19 protein-coding genes and 2 tRNA genes are annotated in these 20,465 nt (G+C 34.7%); 2 read left to right on the top strand and 19 right to left on the bottom strand.

The genetic code is table 11. From position 1 onward, the window contains the following. Positions 1 to 251: 251 nt before the first annotated feature. The 3 genes from NQ558_RS01845 to NQ558_RS01855 all read right to left on the bottom strand — a co-directional run bounded on the left by NQ558_RS01845 (position 252) and on the right by NQ558_RS01855 (position 5,807). Positions 252 to 407 carry a hypothetical protein gene (locus NQ558_RS01845; RefSeq protein WP_005361973.1) on the bottom strand — a complete coding sequence of 52 codons (156 nt, stop codon included), beginning with the start codon at positions 405 to 407 and terminating at the stop codon, positions 252 to 254. Then, a complete protein-coding gene (locus tag NQ558_RS01850; protein WP_005361970.1) occupies positions 407 to 2,602 on the bottom strand; it encodes a hypothetical protein in 2,196 nt (731 codons plus the stop codon). Before NQ558_RS01850 ends, NQ558_RS01845 begins: the two co-directional genes overlap by 1 nt. A gap of 433 nt (positions 2,603 to 3,035) precedes the next feature. Further along, on the bottom strand, positions 3,036 to 5,807 hold the full coding sequence (locus NQ558_RS01855) for a glycoside hydrolase family 3 protein (protein ID WP_005361966.1): 2,772 nt from the start codon (positions 5,805 to 5,807) through the stop codon (positions 3,036 to 3,038). Positions 5,808 to 6,157: 350 nt separating this feature from the next. On the opposite strand from NQ558_RS01855, the gene NQ558_RS01860 reads away from it, so the two are divergent. Both NQ558_RS01860 and NQ558_RS01865 read left to right on the top strand, forming a co-directional pair. After that, positions 6,158 to 7,456: a phenylacetate--CoA ligase family protein gene (locus NQ558_RS01860; RefSeq protein WP_040446885.1), complete on the top strand. Its 1,299-nt coding sequence runs from the start codon at positions 6,158 to 6,160 to the stop codon at positions 7,454 to 7,456. An 11-nt stretch (positions 7,457 to 7,467) separates the two neighbouring features. Then, positions 7,468 to 7,905 (top strand): hypothetical protein, encoded by a 438-nt coding sequence (locus NQ558_RS01865; RefSeq protein WP_005361962.1) that lies wholly within the window; start codon positions 7,468 to 7,470, stop codon positions 7,903 to 7,905. Positions 7,906 to 8,122: 217 nt separating this feature from the next. Here NQ558_RS01865 and rpsR read toward each other — a convergent pair whose 3' ends face one another. The 16 genes from rpsR to NQ558_RS01945 all read right to left on the bottom strand — a co-directional run bounded on the left by rpsR (position 8,123) and on the right by NQ558_RS01945 (position 20,419). After that, entirely contained in the window at positions 8,123 to 8,386 is a 264-nt protein-coding gene (gene rpsR, locus NQ558_RS01870; protein ID WP_040446884.1) for a 30S ribosomal protein S18, read from the bottom strand. A 44-nt stretch (positions 8,387 to 8,430) separates the two neighbouring features. Further along, on the bottom strand, positions 8,431 to 8,880 hold the full coding sequence (locus NQ558_RS01875; protein ID WP_005361959.1) for a single-stranded DNA-binding protein: 450 nt from the start codon (positions 8,878 to 8,880) through the stop codon (positions 8,431 to 8,433). Positions 8,881 to 8,904: 24 nt separating this feature from the next. Further along, entirely contained in the window at positions 8,905 to 9,195 is a 291-nt protein-coding gene (gene rpsF, locus NQ558_RS01880; RefSeq protein WP_005361958.1) for a 30S ribosomal protein S6, read from the bottom strand. A 196-nt stretch (positions 9,196 to 9,391) separates the two neighbouring features. After that, the gene (locus tag NQ558_RS01885) at positions 9,392 to 9,568 is read right to left on the bottom strand and encodes a DUF951 domain-containing protein (protein WP_005361957.1); all 177 of its coding nucleotides are present in this window, start codon (positions 9,566 to 9,568) and stop codon (positions 9,392 to 9,394) included. Beyond that, positions 9,568 to 11,340, bottom strand: coding sequence for an Ig-like domain-containing protein (locus NQ558_RS01890; protein ID WP_005361956.1), 1,773 nt, complete (start codon positions 11,338 to 11,340; stop codon positions 9,568 to 9,570). Before NQ558_RS01890 ends, NQ558_RS01885 begins: the two co-directional genes overlap by 1 nt. 31 nt (positions 11,341 to 11,371) lie before the next feature. After that, the gene (locus NQ558_RS01895; RefSeq protein ID WP_005361955.1) at positions 11,372 to 12,445 is read right to left on the bottom strand and encodes a hypothetical protein; all 1,074 of its coding nucleotides are present in this window, start codon (positions 12,443 to 12,445) and stop codon (positions 11,372 to 11,374) included. Between the two features lie 352 nt (positions 12,446 to 12,797). Beyond that, a tRNA-Cys gene (locus NQ558_RS01900) sits at positions 12,798 to 12,868 on the bottom strand. A 78-nt stretch (positions 12,869 to 12,946) separates the two neighbouring features. Beyond that, positions 12,947 to 13,018 (bottom strand) — tRNA-Glu (locus tag NQ558_RS01905). 145 nt (positions 13,019 to 13,163) lie between these two features. Then, positions 13,164 to 13,868, bottom strand: coding sequence for a CvpA family protein (locus tag NQ558_RS01910; protein WP_005361953.1), 705 nt, complete (start codon positions 13,866 to 13,868; stop codon positions 13,164 to 13,166). Between the two features lie 12 nt (positions 13,869 to 13,880). Beyond that, complete coding sequence (locus NQ558_RS01915) at positions 13,881 to 15,077, bottom strand: DUF5711 family protein (protein ID WP_040446883.1); 1,197 nt, start codon at positions 15,075 to 15,077, stop codon at positions 13,881 to 13,883. Positions 15,078 to 15,147: 70 nt separating this feature from the next. Continuing rightward, positions 15,148 to 16,593, bottom strand: coding sequence for a LysM peptidoglycan-binding domain-containing protein (locus NQ558_RS01920; protein WP_005361949.1), 1,446 nt, complete (start codon positions 16,591 to 16,593; stop codon positions 15,148 to 15,150). A gap of 151 nt (positions 16,594 to 16,744) precedes the next feature. After that, positions 16,745 to 17,467 carry an NAD-dependent protein deacylase gene (locus NQ558_RS01925; protein WP_005361842.1) on the bottom strand — a complete coding sequence of 241 codons (723 nt, stop codon included), beginning with the start codon at positions 17,465 to 17,467 and terminating at the stop codon, positions 16,745 to 16,747. A 77-nt stretch (positions 17,468 to 17,544) separates the two neighbouring features. Then, the gene (locus NQ558_RS01930; protein WP_005361844.1) at positions 17,545 to 18,795 is read right to left on the bottom strand and encodes a DUF6382 domain-containing protein; all 1,251 of its coding nucleotides are present in this window, start codon (positions 18,793 to 18,795) and stop codon (positions 17,545 to 17,547) included. Next, positions 18,795 to 19,232, bottom strand: a complete 438-nt coding sequence (locus tag NQ558_RS01935; RefSeq protein ID WP_005361846.1) for a TadE family protein — start codon at positions 19,230 to 19,232, stop codon at positions 18,795 to 18,797. Before NQ558_RS01935 ends, NQ558_RS01930 begins: the two co-directional genes overlap by 1 nt. 10 nt (positions 19,233 to 19,242) lie before the next feature. Beyond that, complete coding sequence (locus tag NQ558_RS01940) at positions 19,243 to 19,662, bottom strand: prepilin peptidase (RefSeq protein WP_040446856.1); 420 nt, start codon at positions 19,660 to 19,662, stop codon at positions 19,243 to 19,245. A gap of 1 nt (position 19,663) precedes the next feature. Further along, a complete protein-coding gene (locus NQ558_RS01945; protein WP_050750968.1) occupies positions 19,664 to 20,419 on the bottom strand; it encodes a hypothetical protein in 756 nt (251 codons plus the stop codon). Between the last annotated feature and the right edge of the window lie 46 nt (positions 20,420 to 20,465).

Genomic DNA, 20,465 nt, shown 5'->3' on the forward strand with positions numbered 1-20,465 from the left:
AATGCGTACCCTTCGGGGTTATATTCCATTTCTTACTGATAACTACTAGTATACATTTTTTTGCCCTTCAAATCAAGTAATACACCCATACAATAAGTCGACAATCCGGCTGGTTTGTCTGATTTTTAACCTTTCGCATTTATTGAACATTGTTATAGACCTTTAGGGGAAGATGATAGTAATGAGGACAAAAAATAAGCTGTGCTTTAATATTAAAGCACAGCTTGTTTTATTATTAAGTTGTTTATTTTTTATTCAAAAAAATCTGACCAATCTTTTATTCCGTTTACATCAATTACATCTGTTAATCCAGGCTTTTCACCACCGAGATCACTACTTGTAGTTATTACATCATTTGTGTCAAATTCTATTATATCCATCTCTGGGCTTATATATCTTCTTTCCATTATTTTGATATCTCCTCTCCCTTAATGTACTTGTTAATGATGGCCTGCTGTTCAGGACTATAACCACTAAACTTATCGCTAGCCTGTACCTTCTCAGCAACGTACTTAATTGACTTAGCATTGTTTTCAGTAACTTCTGCATAAACAGTCTTTGAATCACCATTTGAATAATTAATAGTTGCATATCCTACAGCAATAAATTTTCTACCATAGTTTTCTTTCTGGATTTTGATAATTGAACCACAGAACTTTCCTGTCTCTGTCTTTGTTCCATCATTAAACCATCCAACATTTGCAATATCGAGAACAGTATAAGTACTATCCTTTGTAAGTGTGTTTCCATTAGTTCTGTACAAATCTAATGTTGTAATAAGTGTACCTGTTGTTACTGTTTTTGAATTTAAGATTTCATCTGCAGCAATTCCATTTCCTGATTTAACAGTTGTCTGGAATCTTAAACCTGTTGGAGCTGCTAATCTAATACTTGCTCCCGGTGTCATTGTTACATTTAATTCAATGCTCTTTAAAGTCATATTTTCATTTACTGTGAGTTCTGTTCCTGGAGCATAAGCTTCTTTCTTAGTAACATTGTAGTAACCCTGACCTTCTGTTGGTACAGAAATTACTTCGCCTTCTTTGCACTGTCTTTCTTCTCCATCAATTGAAACTGTGTATTTTGTTGATCCAGGTGCTTCAAGAACTTCAACTCCTGTTTGAACACCTTCAGGAACTTCATTGTATGTTGTAAGTTTCTTAGATTCAAAGACCATAGTTGTTGCATCTGCTGCTGAACCTAAATAAATATCAAAGTTACCATTGTTTGTACTCTGAGTAGCTTCAAATACATATGTAATCTTTACCTTATTTCCAGCTGCAATACTTGCCTCATATCCTGAATTTGCATCTACGAAATCCCAAATATTAACTCTCTGGAAAACCATTTTAATTTTCTTTGCTGCTGTTGATGATACAACAACTTCTGCAACGTACTTCTTTCCCTTAACATATTTTACAGGTGCACTGTTATATTCATTCTGCCAATAATCTCCACCCGCATAGGCTGGAACTTCTTTAGTTTGGTTTGATTCATTAACTAAAACTTCTCCATCTTTGTATGCTTCCTCTTTTGCTACTTTAAAATAAATTGTAATCGATTCTGTACCATTGTAATCTGTTACCACTAATGTATGATAACCACTGGTCAAATCACTTGCCTTTACTCTGCAAAAAGCTCCCTCTTCAACATCTTTAGACACTCCGTCAAATGTTACAGATTTAAACTTAGCTGCTAATGAAAATGCGATATAATAATTATCACCTTCCAATTGTGGCTTTACTGGCACTTTGTCGGCCTTTCCATCAGCTATATAATATGATACTGTTTCTGAGTTTAAAGCCAATGTCCATTTTGAATCTTCAATAGTTGATGGGTCAAAAGGCTTTGTAGATGAACCTGTTGTTGTTTCTTCCTCTTGTCCTGGAACCGTAACGTCAATCGTTGTAATATCTGATTCTCCTGCTGCATTAACTGCACTTACACCAAATTTATATGTCTTTCCTGCTTCAAGCCCTAACTCTTCAATAGTAACTATACCACCGTTGGTAATATCTTTTTTATATGTTCCATCTAAATAAAATTTGTAGCTTGTTGCTGTTGCCACATTAGCAAATGCTATTGTATAATCTGTTTTTAAATTATTAATATTAGCAACTAAACCAGTTGGTGCTGAAGGTTTCTGCAATTCTGTTGTTCCCTCAACTTTTTCTATCTTTAACGTTGCTGTTGCAGATACTTCCTTTGCTTCTGCTGTTTTCGTAGCTACTGTTGTTGCTGTAACTACAATATCGTAACTTCCTACTTCTAAGTTAGTCACTTCTGTCAATGGAATATTCATACCATTAGCATTTTGTCCTGCTACTTTTAACTGATTTCCGTTAAGTGATGCTGTAATAGTAGCTGCATCTACAGCAATTCCCCATGCAAAATGAATCCTAGCACTATCAAAAATTCCCTGACAAGCAAACCCTGTCCATTCTCCACTATCTTTTACTGTTGCTGAATATTGTTTTCCATCAACTGTTGCTGATGGATCTGCCTTTACCTCCCTAGGATTGTACACCGTAATTGATGTTACAATCATCGCAATAGTACATATTATTGCGAGTATTCCTTGTTTCCTTTTTGAAATATTCATGTTTTTTCTCCTTTCATCCAAGATCTTGTCGAATCCCTTCGATTATTTATCCCTTATCAGACAATTCTACCAAATTAAAATGTTTTTTTCAACTACCCATGGGTTATGTTGTACACTTTTTATTCATTTCCCATAAATCAACCTGCTCTTTATGCATTTCTCTTATGCTTTTTGCACATTTTGTCTGCTTCTTTTTGTGCATTTTATACAATTATTTAGTGTTATAATGTTTTCACTATAAAACCGTTTTTATTCTTCTTGTAATTTTGCACAATTTCATCATTTTTTCTCTGTTATATGCCAAACATTAAGGTTCCCCTCTAAAGGAGTAAAGAAAAAGCCCACTGGAACAATATCTCCAGCAGACCTTTTTTCAATTGTTATATGCTATGCTTTGACTAACCAATCATAATAGACTGTTTGCTTTTTACATTTATTTGTTTTTTTTAGGAATCTTCTTAAACTGAATATATTTAACTTTGATTCCTGCTAGTACTTCTTCAAGTTTTAAGTTGTATACACCCTTGTCAAGTTTAACCTTGCAAAGCTTCTGTGTAATCCAGTTGCCGTCTGTTCCATTAGTCTGGATTACTACCATTGTTGTGCCGTTGGCATTAACGTTTACTGTTGACTGTGATAAGTTGGACTTGTCAAATGAGATGTTAACAATAATTGTATATTCCCCTTCGTCTTCAACTTCCAATGTTGCTTCTGCTCCGCTATTGAACATTACCTTATTGTCTTTTTCAATGTTAAATACTTCATACTTGGCCTGATCATTTGGAACTGAATCGTAATGTTTTGCAACGTCTGTATCAACTAACTCTCTTTCAATAACAGGCGCTGAAAGAATGAAGTTGCAGATGTTGATTGCAGCTCGCTGAAGTTCTCCGATTGTAAGTCTTCCCTCTTTAATTGATTCCTCTGTGTTGTCGTTGTTTGAGTTAACTTCTGAGCCGTTATTGTTTACAACCATATATACGTCGTTCTGTGAGCGAACCATATCTCTTGTATCCTGATTTGATTCTTCGCCACCTTCTACAACGTCGTTCATCTTGGCCCACCAGTCAGTCATTACGATACCATCGTATCCCCATTCATTTCTAAGGATTGTTGTACAAAGGTCGTAATTTGAAGCTGCCCAGTGTCCGTTAATAGGATTGTAAGCTGTCATTAATGTTTTAACTGTGCCGGCTTTTACTGCCATTTCAAACGATTTGAGATAAATCTGTCTGATTGCTCTTTCTGAGCAAACTGCGTCAATCTTAAATCTATGTGATTCCTGACCATTTAATGCGAAATGCTTAATTGTTCCCCAAGCACCACCGTCTTTAATACCGCCCGTTGATGCAACTGACATTGTTCCTGAAAGGTATGGATCTTCTGAATAGTATTCAAAGTTACGTCCGTTTAAAGGATGTCTGTGAATGTTTACTCCGGGTCCAAGTAATGTATCTACCTGATTTCCGTATAATTCCTGACCTTCCATTGTGTAAAGTTCTCTTACAAGTTTAGGATTCCATGATGCTGAAAGTGCTGTTCCAATAGGAAGCTGTGTAGCTTTTCCTTCCATTCTAAGTCCACTAGGGCCATCAGCACAACATGCTGCAGGGATTCCGTAAGCAAACAATGTATCACTTAATCCACCAAAAGCTGAAGCTGTTCCTTTTGTAACTCTAGGGTTACTCATTCCTTCACCTCTTACAATCTGTGCTAATTCTGCAACTGTAAGCTGTGCAACGAACTCTTCAATAGTGTTTTTACCTGCTTTTACATCCTGTAATGTAATTCCTACATCGCCTGTAATTTTCATGTCTTTTGGAAGATTGTCTTCAATTCTCTTAGCCATATCAACTGTAGGCTTTTGTGATGGTACATATGTAATTTCGTATGTTCCATCTTCTTTTCTCTTGCCCGGCTTCATTAATGTAAGATTTTCATCGTTAGGGCAGGCAGCTTCTGAAAGCTGTTCTGTTACTTTAAGTTCTTCAACTTTATATGTATAAGCTAGTTTATTATTTTTTACGCTGTTACCTACGTAGAAGTTGTAATCTCCTGCTTCTAATACGTAGCATGACTTGTTGCCTGTAACGCCTGAGTCATCATATGATGCAATTCCGTTAATATCGAAAGCAATCTTTAATGTCTGGCTCTGACCCTGTGCAAGATTTTCTGTTTTCTCGTATGCACAAAGCTGTCTTGCAGGCTGTCCCAAAGCTCCCTGTGGTGCTTCGTAATATACCTGAACAACTTCTTTTCCTGAGAACTTATCACCTGTGTTAGTTACCTTAACTTCTAATGTGATTTTTTCATCATCTGCATCTGCTGATACTGTTTCAATATCAAATGTTGTGTATGAAAGTCCGAAACCAAATTCAAATTGAACTTTTTCAGGTGCAAATGTTTCAAAATAACGATATCCTACATAAATGTCTTCTTTGTAAAGATTTGTAAGTTCGTTGCCAAAGTTGTCATTAGCAGGATAGTCTTCAATATCATAAGCTACTGTGTCAGGTAATTTACCGCTTGGTGTAGCCTTGCCTGAAAGTGCGTCAGCTACTGCGTTTCCACCTTCCATACCGCCCTGCCATACAATAATTACTGATTTGATGTGTCCCTTAAACTGTTCTTCATCAATCCACTTAAGGTCGATAATATTTGAAACGTTAAGAACTACACAAACATCTTCGAAAGCTTCTGTTATGTTCTTAAGGTTTTCTTTTTCTTCATCTGTAAGAAGATAGCTTCCTACCCAGTTGGCGTTGTCCTTATCTTCTCCTGCTGTACGTCCGATAATGTATACAGCCTTGTTAGTTGATTCTGCTTGTTTCTTTGCATAATCTGCTGTGATTTCCATATCTTTCTGGAACCATGGCTCGCATGCCCAGCCACCGCCACCGTTATCAAATGGATGGTCTTTTAACCATTCCTTATAGTCTTCAACTATAGTCTTGTTAAAGTTAAGGTTGCTGTTTTCAAATCCGTCCAAAATATTTGTTGTGTATTCAACGTTTACAGCTCCTCCTGAACCTGTTCCGCTTCTGTAGTACTCAATCATTGGTCTTCCAAAAACTGAAACCTTATCCTGTTCTGTTAATGGGAGTGTGTTGTTTTCATTCTTTAATAATACTATTCCCTCGACTGCCGCTTCGCGACTTTTGTCAGCAAACCCCTCAACAGGTACCCCCCTTAAATTGTTGTCCATTGGTTTCTCCTCCTCTTATTCTCATATAGCCTATTTTTTTCATTTTTCATATTTTATACTAAAAATCACTATATCATATAATTTTTGCAATTGCTAGATTTTATGGGAGGAAAAACGTTTTTATTAAGGGCGCTTTTGTCCCCCCTTTTGTGCAATTTTTTTAGGCTTTTTGCCCCATAAAAAAGCACATCTTTGCTTGTAAAAATTTTTTTGGTTGGTTTTTTTTATGTATTTTTACTATTTATTTATGGCTATTTTTGTTAATTTTGTTTTTTGTACTTTATTGCTTTAAAGCGTTATATGTTGTAAAATTATATTACTATACTTGAATGACAGAAAGGAATGAAACAATGGGAAAATATTTTCAGGAAGAAATTGAAACTGCCTCTCGTGAAAAGATTGAACAGATTCAAACAGACGGACTTTTAGACGTGGTAAAAAGAGTATACGAGAATGTACCTTTTTACAGAAAAAAAATGGTAGAAAAAGGTGTAACACCTGACGATATAAAATCTTTAAAAGATATTTCTAAGTTGCCTTTTTTAACGAAAGACGATTTAAGAGATGCTTATCCATACGGCTTATTAGCAGTACCTCTTAAAAATTGTGTACGTATTCACTCAACTTCAGGTACAACAGGTAAGCGTGTAGTAGATTTTTATACTAAGAAAGATATTGATATGTGGGAAGATGGATGTGCCAGAGCCCTTGTGGCTGCCGGTGGAACAGATGAAGATGTAGTTCACGTAGCTTATGGATATGGTCTTTTCACAGGTGGCTTCGGACTAAACGGTGGTTCACAGAAGGTTGGTTCTTTAACACTTCCTATGTCATCAGGTAACACTGACAGACAGCTTCAGTTTATGACTGATTTGGGTTCAACTATTCTTTGTTGTACACCTAGTTACGCTTCTTATTTGGCCGAATCTATTGAAGAACGGGGAATTAAGGATCAGATCAAATTAAAAGCCGGTATTTTTGGTGCAGAGGCTTGGTCAGAAGATATGAGAGCTGATATTGAAAACAGGCTTGGCATTAAGGCTTATGATATTTATGGACTTACTGAAATTGAAGGTCCGGGTGTTGCTTTTGAATGTGAGGAACAGAATGGTATGCATATTTGCGAAGACTATTTTATTCCGGAAATTGTTGATCCTGACACACTTGAACCTGTTCCTGACGGACAGATTGGTGAATTAGTATTTACAAGTTTTGCTAAAGAAGCATTTCCACTTATCAGATACCGTACAAAAGACATTACTTATATTACAAGAGAGAAGTGTAAATGCGGACGTACTCACGCACGTATTCACAGACTTATGGGACGTTCAGACGACATGCTTATTATTAAAGGTGTTAATGTTTATCCTTCACAGATTGAGGAAGTTCTTATTAAACAGGGCATGCCTGCCAACTACCAGCTTATTGTTGACCGTGTAAACAATAGCGATACTATGGAAGTTCTGGTTGAGATGACACCTGAAATGTTCTCTGATACAGTTAGCTCAATTGAGTCTAAGGAGAAAGATATTGTTACCGCTCTTAAGAGTATGCTTGGCATTTATGCTAAGGTTAAATTAGTTGAACCAAAATCAATTACACGTTCAGAAGGAAAAGCAGTTCGTGTTATAGATAAACGTAAAATTTAGGAGGTTTTTATATGTATATTCATCAGATTTCAGTGTTCATTGAAAACAAACCGGGTAATATTGCAAACTTTACCAATTTTCTTGCCGAACACAAAATAGATATGCGTGCATTCCAGATTGCCGATTCAAGCGATTTCGGAATCATTCGTATTATTGTAGACGATCCTTTTAATACTCTTACTCTGTTAAGAGACAACGATTGGATTTGTAACCTTACACACGTTATTGGCGTTAAGCTTCCGGATGAGCCGGGCTCAATGGCTAAGGCAATGAACGTTATTGCTTCTAACGGCTACAGCGTTGATTACGTTTACGCCTTTCTTGCAAGAGGCACAGATGATGCCCTTATGGTATTCCGTGTCAAGGACGAGGATACAGACAAAGTTGCCGCATTGCTAGTAAGGAGTGGAATGAAAACAGTGGACCAGGAAGACTTGGCTAAGATGTAGGAATGGAAACACTTCTTATAGACATTCTCTTTATCATCTATCATATACTTTTTGGGTATGGGGGAATGATGAAGAGAATGTCTATAAGCACGCGGCTGTCGCAGCATGCGTCAGCCGCTACAAATAAAAAAGAAGAGCCATCTTTTCATGCAAGCATGAAGATGGGCTCTTCTTTTTTATTTGTAGTGCAGGCACACGTTGCTTGTGTGCTTCGCGATTATTCTACTGTGTATGGCATTAATGCGATATTTCTAGCTCTCTTGATAGCTGTTGTAAGAGCTCTCTGATGTCTAGCACAGTTTCCTGTGATTCTTCTAGGAAGAATTTTTCCTCTTTCAGATACGTATCTCTTTAATGTAGCTACATCTTTATAATCGATTGCCTTGTTTTCGTTAGCACAAAATGCACAAACTTTTTTTCTTCTACGACCGCCTCTTCTTCTCATTGGAGAATCTGGTCTTTCACTCTTATTATATGGCATAACTTGACCTCCTATTTTCGTTAATGAGATTCTATTCGAATCTGTTAAAAGTTAAATGGTAACCCTGAATCATCTACACTGTCAGGAATGTTCATAAAACCGTCTCCTGCAGGTGCTGTTGGCTGTGATGCAACCGGCTGCTGTGGCTGATAGTTGTTACTATCTGCTGTAGCTTTGCTTTCTGCAAATTCCTGGTTTTCAACAACTACTTCTGTTGTGTAAACTGTCTTACCATCTTTGTCCTGATAACTGCCTGTCTGAATACGACCTTCGGCAACTATCTTAGTTCCCTGATGGAAATATTTTTCAGCAAATTCACCGCTTCTACCAAATGCTACACATCTGATAAAGTCAGCGCTCTGATCTCCATCTCTCTTAAATCTACGATCTACTGCTAATGTGTATCTCGCAATAGCCAACTGATTATCTCCTGATGTTGAATATCTAACTTCAGGATCACGAGTCAAACGACCCATAAGAATAACTTTATTCATATTATACCTCTCTAATGTATCAAACTATGCTTCTACTGCAACAGTCATAAATCTGATAACATTTTCCATAATACGAAGCTGGCTTTCTAACTCGCTAGGAAAATCTGTGTTTTCAGTGTCAATATCGATGAAGTAATAGAATGCTTCTGACATCTTCTGGATTTCGTAAGCTAATTTCTTCTTACCAGCTTCTTCGATCTTTGTAATTGTACCACCGAACTTTTCGATAAGTGCTTTTACCTTTTCTACTTCAGCTGTTCTTCCTTCATCATCAAGTTTTGCACTAACAACAACTGTTAATTCATATTTGTTCATGCTTCTACCTCCTTTTGGTCTCTGGCCTTTTCATTTGAAAAAGCAAGGATCATAACGATTACTCGTTATGCGTAATTAATATATATCACGAATTACTATAATATCAAAAAAAGCCCCTGTGTTCAAGGACTTTTTTTCATTTTGTGAATTTTTTTCCGAAATCTTTTGGTTTTAAACAAAGCTTTCGTTTTTTTATTTACTGCAAAATCTTCTTTACGCTTTTTTCGAAAGTTTTTCTTGGAACCATTACTATACGACCGCAGCCTTTACATTTCAACTTAAAATCTGCACCCGTTCTTATAATTTCCCATTCATTAGTTCCACAAGGATGCCCTTTTTTTAATGTTACTACTGTTCCAATATTATATTCCATTAGTCTACCACTCTTCCTATTCCAACTATATGCGAAATATTATTGTAGTTAATAGTCTGTCCACCTTTTTCTACCACTTTGCCTGCACCTGCATACATAGATACATGATAGATATTTAAAGTTCTTCCCGGTGTGCTGTATTTTACTGCCGCATTGTAATCTCCGTAAAAAATTAAATCACCCGGTTTCATATCATCTATGTCAATAAAACCATAATATACTATTTGATTTTTTTCTTTTAAATAATCAAACAGGCTTGCTGCTGTCTTTGCATAAGAACCACTTCCAAGTTTCTTGTTGTAGTGCTTGTATGATTTATAGCCTTTCCAAACCAAAGCTGAACAATCATAGTATCCTTTTCTCATTCTTTTTGGCTGACTATATTTCCAATGATTAACTATGTACATAGCCCTATTTACAATCTTGTACATACCTTTTGCATATACTTCGATTCTATAAGACTTGTGAATATTTCCGATTTTTACATCAACATATGTAACTCCTGAATTTACACCTTTAACGATACCATCGCCTGAAACTGTGGCAACGCTTTCATTTCTGCTTGTAAATTCAGGAACTGTACCTGTGTCGCCCAAAATAGGAAACTGTACTTTTTCACCTTTTTTTATAACTGCCTTTAAATTATTAACTGTTGGATTAACAACTGTATACTTTATGTTGAATACTTTTCCATCTACATTTGCTGTAATTGTACCCGTTCCCGGTTTTGTGCCTAAAACTGCCGCTTTCTTTTCATAAGTTGTTAAAGTGGCACATTTTTTGTTTGAATTAGTCCAAGTAATAGTACTATGTTCTCCTAAACCTTTAAAAGAAATATACTGCTGTCTTTCATTGCCTAATGCTGTTCCATAAACAATTAACTTCTGAACTTCCGTTTCAGGGTTTGAAACATAAATTGTATTTGTATATGTAACAACATTTTTGTTTTTGTATGTAACCTTTGCTGTAATGTTAACTTTGCCTTCATTTACTGCTTTCAAAGTAGCTTTAAGCTTGCTTCCACTTACTGCTGAAAGTTTTGAAACAACATCGCTATTCCCAACACTCCACTTGCATGACTTAACATTACTTTCGTCTATTCCATCTACCATAACAGTAAAATTCTGACCTTTTGCCTGGCTTACAAAACCGTTAACCTTTGTTCCGTCAGCGTTAACTTTTTTAATACTGATTCCGTTAGAATCATACAATCTGTTATTTATATCACTTGACAAAACATTTATTGTACATTTGCTATATCCCTGTGAGGATTTCGCTGTTATTTCCGCTTTACCCGGATTTAACGCCTCAACAGTACCTTCTTTATTGACTTTTGCTATTGAGTCATTTGAAGACATATATGAAATTTTATTAACTGACTTTGCTACAACCATACCTGTCTGGCCTTCTGTTAATGTTGTAGGATATTTCGTTATGACAACATTCTTAGAAGTATCAGGAACTGTAACCTTGCAAGTCATTGTTCTTGATTTACAAGTTGCAGTAATTGTTGCAGCTCCATAATTTACAGCTCTAATTCTACCTTTTTTTGAAACAGTAACTGCAAATTTATTAGATGTTCTCCATTTAACTTTCGTTCTCGCTGAAACATTTTTAACTTTTATTTTTTTTCTTTTGCCCTTTTCTAATGTTACTGTACTTTTAGAAATCGTAGGTGTTGCTCCATAAGCCAATTCACTTTTTAATTGAAGTCCTGAAATAATAGCTGCCATCACGATTATTATTCCAATTGTTCTCTTTAAAAATTTCATCTTTTCCTTCTTTCATTCTTTATCTGTCACATTATTTTGCTGTTTTAAAGTTCTTCTTTCTCCATTTTCCGTAAGTTGTACCGTTTGAAGTCTTTACATAACCTCTAACTCTTACGTAATATTTTTTATTTGCCTTTAACTTTTTAAATTTATAGCTAATTTTCTTAGTTGTCTTTGTTACTGCCTTCTTGAATTTTGAAGATCTAGACAACTGAAGCTGATATCCTGATACTTTTGCAATCTTTTTATAAATTACCTTGGCACTCTTCTTAGTTTTTACGATCTTTGTTATCCTTGTATTTCCAACGCTAACTTTCTGTGCTGTAGGTTTCTGAGTTTTTGTTACCTTTGCAGTTGTAGTTGGTGTTGGTGCAACTGTAGTTGTCTTTGCTGTTGTTGTAGTTGTTTCTACTGCTGCTGATGTTGTTGTCTCTGCTGTTGCAGGTGTAGTTGTTTCTACTGCCACTGGTGTTGTTGTCTCTGCTGTTGCAACTGTAGTTGTTTCTACTGCCACTGGTGTTGTTGTCTCTGCTGTTGCAGGTGTAGTTGTTTCTGCCGCTGCAGGTGTAGTTGTTTCTACTGTTGCAGGTGTAGTTGTTTCTGCCACTGCCGATGTAGTTGTCTCAGTTTCTTTAACAATTTTAATCTGTCCGTCTGCTATTTCAATATTTAACTGATCCTTTACAACATCCTGACCTTCTGTATTCACCAATCCATAAGAAATTGTATATCTACCTTCCTTATCAAAAACGACTCTAATAGTTCTGTCTAAATCATTACCTGCAATAGTCATTTCCTTATTAAATCCGCTAATGTCGTACCACTCTCCGCCATCTTTGTATTCAATAGATGATACCTGATTATCGCCTGTTACTGAAACAGTTCTTACAACCTGCTTTCCAACAATGCCTGATGCCCAGAACTCTAGCTTAAATTCCTTAGCTGTTCCTAATGTGTATGCACCTTCTACGCCATCTTTCTTCACATAAATAGCTGCGCCAAAATTGTCATCGCCTGTGTTATCACCACCGTCTGCCCATGCAGGTATAATCATAACCACAAGCATTGCCATAATTGTCACAATACTTATTAACTTCTTGTTCATTAAATATCTCCTTCCGAACTTCTCTGTTTTTTCGCACGTTACTTTGATTATAACATATTCCTGAAGATATATTACATATTTATTACAAATTTTTCGATATTTTTTTGTTTTTACATTTTATCCCCATGCAGCCGAAAAATTTTCATGCAAACACGTTGAGAGTTCTTATTTTGCTCCGCCGCCTATTGTAAAACAAAAATCAAAACTCGCCTACGGCTCAAACAGTTGATTTTTGCTTTACGCTATGCTCGCAAAATTGCGAATCTCTGCCTATTGTTTGCTTTGAGAATTTTTCGGCTACATAGGAAAAATGTGCGAAAAAAATCTCAGGAACATTCCTGAGATTTTTGAGAGGCGAGTACCAGATTTGAACTGGTGATAGCGGTGTTGCAGACCGATGCCTTACCACTTGGCTAACTCGCCATATATATAGAACTCTTACATTATAGCAAGGGTTCTTTTTATCGTCAAGACTCATCTTTTCAGATAAGCTGACGGAAGTGACTCCAAGGGGATTTGAACCCCTGTTACCGCCGTGAAAGGGCGGTGTCTTAACCGCTTGACCATGGAGCCATAAGTGGATTGTTTAATCCACTTGCTAAACAGCTTTTATAATGTATCAAATACCTTTTGTTTTGTCAATAACTTTTTTAAACTTTTTTCAAAAAATTTTAAGCACCTTATTTTAGCCATAAAACTCTTTAATTATTATTGTTATCTAAAACAAGCTATTTACTATATTTTGTATTAAGTTGTTATCATAAATCATGCTTAACACTCCGTTGTCTGCTATTGCCTTGCAAACTGTCTGTCCCCAGGATGTTGAGCTGAAGATCGTAACTACCATACACAATAACCATATGATTAATATTGCCTGTGCAAAACCGATTAATGCTCCACCTGCCATATTAAATGTATGAATAACCGGAAGTTTTGTTACTATGTTTAACACTTCCACTAATGTTTTCATTAATATAGATATAACCATAAATAGCAAAATATATACCACTGCGTTTAAAACAACATCTGTTAAATATGCCACAACATATTCCTTAAATGTATTTACTGCCAATGAATCATAACTGCTTTGATTATTATTTTTCGTTAATGATTCTTTTAGTCCATTAGGTAATGGAAGTTCATTAATGATTTTCTCTTGATTATTGATTCCTGTTTCCGTCATGTTTTCTGTAGATGTTGCTATATGTTCACTTACATAGCTTTGTATATTTTGGTTTATTGAGTCATAAACCGGTGTATTTTTTATTACCTCTTTTGCAACAGGTGTTAAAATATTCACCAGTATAAGTGCTATAAAAATCGAGCCGAAAGAAAATGCCGTCTTTACAAGTCCTCTCTTCATTCCTATAGCAATCATTACCACAACAAAAACCGTTACCCCTGTCAGTATTATATTGCCCATTTCATTCCTCCGTTATTTCAATCGAATCTTCTGTATTTTTGAGTTAGTCATTAACAAATAAGTTTTGGAATCGTCATATGGCATTAACCCATAAATCTGTCCCTTAAAATTAGTCTGAAATTTTTTCACACCTTTTATTGATAATATTTCGCATCGCATATCACTATACATTAAAATATTATCTCCGGCAAATGTAACATTTTCAAAATCCATATCCACTGTAGAATTTAATATTTGGGATCCACTTGAATTGTATACTTCAATTCTGTAAGGTCTGTCCGTGCTGGCATTTTTAAATACCAATCCTACATATTTGTCATTATAAAATACTTTCTGTATTTCTTCTTTTATTTTTATATCCTTTTTGGTAATATCCTTGTTACCAACCTTATATATAGAAACTATATCTTCGCCTATTGCCACTACCTGACTGTTTGAAACATAACTGATTGTAGGAACAATCGTTTCACCATATTCGCTAAACTCTTTCACCATTCGGTTTTCTATGTTTTTCCCTGAATTAGAAAAATCATAAAACTGTATCTTGTTTTCAAAAGAGCCATTTTTCACGGTAAGGTACGAAACTGCCATTCTTTCCCCATCATCTGACATTGAGAAATTAATCGGATATCCATTTTCATCAATAATAGACTTGTGAGATACCAACTGTTTTCCCTCTTTATCGTACACCTCAATATAGTTAGATGTTTTGTCCTCAAGCAACGCAGCAACAACTCCCTGCTTTGCCACCTCTAATTTCACAATAGGATAGCTTACGGAAACCTGTCCCTGACGACCTTTATCGTTGTATATGAAAATATCATTGGTGTTCTTATCCGCTATCGCCACATAGTCGTCACATACATCAATAATAGGTTGCTTCATTTCATATGCTTCTTCCCAAACAGTTTCTTTGTCCTTAATATAGGCTATTCCATCATAGCTGTACTTAATAACATAGTCACCAAAAGGAATATATTTACTGCTCGCTCCGCCTTTAATATTAGTGGATTCAATTACCTTGTAGGTGGTGTATTTGTGATATTTTTTGTAAAAGAACAACGCTCCAACAATAATCAAAATCACAGCTACTATTATTCCAAGCTTTGCAGCCCTTTTCTCAAGCACCTTTTTGGTATTTTTCATATATGTAGAATTTTGACCTTCTTTTTTCAGTCTTCTGAATTTTCTAATGTATTTATTTGCCACGATTTCACTTCCTTTGTTAAATCTATTAAAGATTATACAATATCTGCTGAATAATGACACCATTTTTTTGTTAAGGCAATAATATTTTTTGTCCTTCCTTGATTGTGTAATCATCGTCAATGTTATTTCTGTCTTTTATTTCATCTACCATTTCACTTGTTCCATAATAACTCATACTAATATCATACAATGTCTGTCCCGGTTTAACTGTATGGTATTGTCCTGAATAAGCACTAGAAATGCTTTTTGTTTTATTATTTACCGTTTCACTACCTGAAGGCTTATTACTGTTAGTATTATTACTATCATTTGTAGTATTGGTAATACTATTGTTGCTGCTGTTATTATCCTGATTAGTTCCCGCTGTCTGTTTTGAAACAACCTCTCCGTTATCATTTTTTTTCTGAGTAACATTGCTACCATTGGTAGCTATTGCTTTCTTGCTTTCCAATCCTGCTACGGTTGTGGCACTCTGTTTTGTTGTTTCGGTGTATGCACTTAAAATTTTATTAACAGCCTGAGCCTCTCTTTCTCTACTAATTCCTGCCAAAGTACTTTTAATATTTTTTAATTCTCCATAATTATTAAGCATTACAACTGTTGATAATAATAAAGCTACAATTAAAAGACCACTTACACCATATGCAATCCTTCCCTGTCGTATCGGCTCTCCAGTTTCTTCCACTGTATTATTACTACTTTTGCTATTTTTAAACCATTGACTCTTTTCTTTATTTTTTAAATCTTTTTTGTTTAAATTATTATCCTGTTTACTTTCTTCTTTTGAAATTTTTATAGTTTTACCGTTTGCCTCCTCCGCTTTTAATTCTATGTTCTCCAATTTATTCTTAGATGATTTCTTATCTTTTTTATCCTCGCCTCCTATCTTGTCATCCACGCTAATATTTTTTATTTCATTGTTAGCTATCCCACTGTTTGTTGCACTGTTTTTTAAGTTTTTAACATATTTTTTCATTTTCTCATTTTTCTCATAATAGATATAGTAGCCCTGCTGCTTTCCAAGACCTGACTGTTCATAGCTATAAAAGCCTTCTTCATTTTCTGCCCTGTCTTTCACAAAACATACTTTGTCATTTCCGGCAAAGTTATCAAGATGAATCTTTCTTATTCCATTCATATCCTCAGTTACCCTGTAAGGAACCGAAACATACCAGCCAACAATATTTAACTGTTCAAAAAACTGCTTTATATCTTTGTAAATTCCGGACCAGATATCATCATTAAAAATAATACTGTTTTCTATTACATCACGAACTTCCACCATTCCTTTTACAAAAATATAAACATTTCCTTTTGCCCTTTTTACATCTCCCAGTAATACCCCATATTTAACATTATCCTCACCTGAAGGACTCTTCTTTAAATATGTCATTACATAATCTTCTATGTATATTTTCTTGTTTGAACTGTTATTTCCTATTTGATGAATATTTTTCGGAATTCTGACCTCATCCTGCTCTTCATGCTCCTCTCCACTATATACCACTTCTATCATGATACCTCTCCTTTCTTTGTTTTACGAAAGAGATAATACCATAGTGGTGCTGTATTAATTTGTCAAAAACTCTACCCTGTATGCATAAACTTTGTGACAATAAAAGTGCCGATTAAACACCGACACTTCTATTTATACAAAAAAAAAATTATTATTCTACAATCTGACCTAAAACCTTACCAATCGCATCATTTATAATCAGGTCTGCCCTTGAATCCTTTGGCGTGGAACTCTTGTTTATAAGAACAAGCTTGTTTCCTCTATAATAATCTATAAGCCCTGCTGCCGGATAAACCGCAAGAGAAGTTCCTCCTATTATAAGTACATCTGCATTGGAAATGGCTTCGATAGACTTTCTTATTGTATTCTGATCAAGTCCTTCTTCATACAAAACCACATCAGGCTTAATAATTCCTCCACAGCTACACTTAGGTACTCCTTTCTGCGCCATTATCTCTTTAAGTCCGTAAAACTTGCCACAGGATTCACAATAGTTTCTATGAACAGAGCCATGAAGTTCATAAACAGTTTCACTTCCTGCTGCCTGATGCAAGCCATCAATATTCTGCGTAACTACAGCCTTTAGTTTTCCTTTCTTTTCTAATTTTGCCAAAGCTTTGTGGGCTGCATTCGGTTTTGCATCAGGAAATAACATTTTATTATGATAAAATCTATAAAACTCTTCCGGATTTCTTCTATAAAAAGTATGGCTTAAAATTGTTTCCGGTGGATAATCATATTCCTGATTGTATAATCCGTCCACACTTCTAAAATCCGGAACACCACTTTCTGTGGAAACTCCTGCTCCTCCAAAAAATACAATATTGTCACTTCCATCAATAATCTCTTTTAACTTTTGAATTTTTTCGTCCATAACAGCCTCCTTAAGCACTTGATTACACGGACTATTCCGTAATTTACACTAAGACTATTATACCACTACGAACTTTATCACTCCACTATAAAGTCTATATCTGCTACAGTTATTTGATCTCCCACATTAATTTCTTTAGGTTTATGAGGTTCAAGTTTTTGCCCGTTAACGTAAGTTCCGTTAGTAGAATTAAGATCCTCAACATAATAGTTAGACATTTCTTCCGATAGTCTTAAATGAACCCTGCTTACTACAGGACTGTCCACTATATAATCGCTGCTTAACTTACTCTTTCCTAATATACACGGATAACCCTTTGGTTCGATTTTCATACTTCCCTGATTACTAATTTCTTTTAGGGTTATTCTATTTATTACTCCTGATGATGTTAATAACATTGTAGCTTCTTCATAATCTCCGTCATAATTATCATCATAACCTTTCTCATAGTTGTCTCTGTAATTATCTGTCTCCTCGCCTATTGTTGCCATTTGATAATCTGAGTAATTGTACAGTGGTCCTTCTGTAGCCTGTCCTGAAATTTCTTTTAAACCACTCTCTTTTTTATTAATTTCCGAAGGATTTTCCAGTTCTGCTTCCAGTTCATCTTCATCCTCATATTTATTTTTCCCTTTTAATCTTTCCATTATTTTTTTAAAAAGACTTTTCTTTTTTTCTTCATATGGTTTTGTTACTACATTCTTTTCCGTATTAATAACAATATTCTCAACTCCTTTAACAAGCTCTTCCTGGTCTTTCTTTTTATATGTACTTTCCTTTGCTTCTTTGTAGTTTTCAACAGCACAATTATACAAATCCTGCACAGTATAACTGTCGCTAATTGTAATCTGCTGTATTCCATAAGCCATAAGAACTGCAGGCTTATTGTTATGGTCAATACATTCTAATATGCTGTCAAAAATATTTCTCATATTCTGCTGCACATCTTCATACTCATTTGGGCAATAACAAAAACCATATTCTCCCGATTTCTTATTTATGTACACATAATTAATGTCAAACAAAAAATCATTTAAATCCATCAGGTATTCTTTTGTGCTTTTAGATAACTTTTTAATGTCCTTTATTAAATTATATAAGTCTTTTCCTGACATCTTTTTCCGCGAAAACATCGCTTTTACAGTAATGTACTCTGTTACGTTATAGTACAATTGTTTTTCTCCATCTATAACTCTAAGACCTATTGGGATTACATTTTCTATATTATTATTTTTAAGCATTTTAAATTTATAATCATTTTCATCAATTTCAATCCCTTTTATTATCATAAAATTTTTGTTTCCATCTTTTTTGTTAACAACTTCCATTAATTATCACTGCCCCCCTTTTGTATGTTATCTCTAATTGCAGAAGTAATTCCGAAAATTTTTCGACTCATTCTTTTTTCCACATTTATTTCATAACTGTTATTTCCCTTATTAATGAATTCTTCCATCCACTTAATGTTGCTTATGGATGTATATTGTAGTGTTATCTTATACTGATTTGTGCTTTCACCGCACTTTGCACTTACTTTTGTAATAAACAATGGTATTGACTGAAACTTCTTTTCAACATTACTTTCAAAATCTTTAAATTCCATTTCTGCATATGTGCATCCGGCTCCATAAGCATAGCTTTTCATTTTTACAATATCGTGTAAAAACATAGAAAAATAAATTAACAGTAACACCATTAGCATTACAATAGGAAACACAATTGCTGTTTCAATAGTTATTTCTCCCTTTAGTTTATTGCCTTTCATTTTTCCCCCTTTATTGTGTAGATATAAATGTTACTAATGCTCCTGCCAACACAAAGGGCATAAAGGCAACGGTACTTTTAAATGTTGTTTTCTTTAGAATTATTGTCACTAGTGAGAAGATACTACATAGCAGAAAACTCCAAAAAATTATAACAAAGCATTTTTCTCCGCCTATAATCAAACCTATTGCAAGAAAAACAAGACTGTCACCGTATCCTATTTTCTCCCTTGTAACCACGCTGATTATTAGAAATATCCCCCCAATAATTGCTCCCTCAATAAGGGATTTTCCACTTATATCCCTAAATATTGTATGCAACATAATTGCGGCCACTATATTTAAAATGCATAACCAACCACAAACATTTCTTTTCTTTATATCTGTAAATGTGCATATGCACAAAAAAATCATTATCCAAATCCAATACATTTTATCCCCCATTACAACTGCTGCATGGTTTTCTGTTATCCACTTCCTTAATATCAATTTCTATAATATTTCTTGTTATTCCACTACATTGGAGATTTGTGTGATATCTGTTTCCATCTGCTGTAATAAATACTGTTGTGGTATCACTTATTTTCTTATTTCCACAAAACTCACAAGGTGTGTATTTTTCTCCCTGTTCATTTCTTGCTTCACCAACCTTACCATACTCTGTTCCCGTAATATAAAGTATTAAATGACTACATTCTTTTGTGCTGTGATATACATTCCCATACTTAGTTATGTAAACCAGTTCATAATCTTTAGTCATATCCGTGCCTGTCCAGTCTTTAACCTTTGCTCTTTGAGTTATGGTTATGGTTTTACTTAAAACAGGTAACTTATAATCATATGTATAAACCATGTCAATATAATCATCTTTTATTAAATTACTTTCAGGCAAAGTGTCTTTCATTTCACTTATATTCTCTTTAAATTTGTCCTTATATTCTTTTAATTTCTCGCTATAATCGGTAATTTCATCTACTTGTTTTATGTAAAACATTTGCTTTGCCATATTTTCTGCCAAACGGTTCATTTTAATCTGTGTTGAAAGTTGCTTGTCAACAGCAGTTATGAAACCGGCTAGAAATACCACAACAAACATAAATAAAGTTAATGAAATTGTTGCCTCTATAGTAATTGCAGCCTTTGCTGTACATTTAATTATAATTTTTATCTTTGTATCTTTTGTCTCCACATTTTTCCGTTCTCCTTCTTTTATTTTTATGAAAGGATGTTTTCTT

This window comes from Eubacterium ventriosum (assembly GCF_025150745.1).
In the GTDB taxonomy this organism is placed as follows: Bacteria; Bacillota; Clostridia; order Lachnospirales; family Lachnospiraceae; genus Eubacterium_G; species Eubacterium_G ventriosum.

Coding starts and splice junctions, on each gene's coding strand:
- NQ558_RS01845 (WP_005361973.1), bottom strand. CDS start 407: ATGGAAAGAAGATATATAAGCCCAGAGATGGATATAATAGAATTTGAC.
- NQ558_RS01850 (WP_005361970.1), bottom strand. CDS start 2,602: ATGAATATTTCAAAAAGGAAACAAGGAATACTCGCAATAATATGTACT.
- NQ558_RS01855 (WP_005361966.1), bottom strand. CDS start 5,807: ATGGACAACAATTTAAGGGGGGTACCTGTTGAGGGGTTTGCTGACAAA.
- NQ558_RS01860 (WP_040446885.1), top strand. CDS start 6,158: ATGGGAAAATATTTTCAGGAAGAAATTGAAACTGCCTCTCGTGAAAAG.
- NQ558_RS01865 (WP_005361962.1), top strand. CDS start 7,468: ATGTATATTCATCAGATTTCAGTGTTCATTGAAAACAAACCGGGTAAT.
- rpsR (WP_040446884.1), bottom strand. CDS start 8,386: ATGCCATATAATAAGAGTGAAAGACCAGATTCTCCAATGAGAAGAAGA.
- NQ558_RS01875 (WP_005361959.1), bottom strand. CDS start 8,880: ATGAATAAAGTTATTCTTATGGGTCGTTTGACTCGTGATCCTGAAGTT.
- rpsF (WP_005361958.1), bottom strand. CDS start 9,195: ATGAACAAATATGAATTAACAGTTGTTGTTAGTGCAAAACTTGATGAT.
- NQ558_RS01885 (WP_005361957.1), bottom strand. CDS start 9,568: ATGGAATATAATATTGGAACAGTAGTAACATTAAAAAAAGGGCATCCT.
- NQ558_RS01890 (WP_005361956.1), bottom strand. CDS start 11,340: ATGAAATTTTTAAAGAGAACAATTGGAATAATAATCGTGATGGCAGCT.
- NQ558_RS01895 (WP_005361955.1), bottom strand. CDS start 12,445: ATGAACAAGAAGTTAATAAGTATTGTGACAATTATGGCAATGCTTGTG.
- NQ558_RS01910 (WP_005361953.1), bottom strand. CDS start 13,868: ATGGGCAATATAATACTGACAGGGGTAACGGTTTTTGTTGTGGTAATG.
- NQ558_RS01920 (WP_005361949.1), bottom strand. CDS start 16,593: ATGATAGAAGTGGTATATAGTGGAGAGGAGCATGAAGAGCAGGATGAG.
- NQ558_RS01925 (WP_005361842.1), bottom strand. CDS start 17,467: ATGGACGAAAAAATTCAAAAGTTAAAAGAGATTATTGATGGAAGTGAC.
- NQ558_RS01930 (WP_005361844.1), bottom strand. CDS start 18,795: ATGGAAGTTGTTAACAAAAAAGATGGAAACAAAAATTTTATGATAATA.
- NQ558_RS01935 (WP_005361846.1), bottom strand. CDS start 19,232: ATGAAAGGCAATAAACTAAAGGGAGAAATAACTATTGAAACAGCAATT.
- NQ558_RS01940 (WP_040446856.1), bottom strand. CDS start 19,662: ATGTATTGGATTTGGATAATGATTTTTTTGTGCATATGCACATTTACA.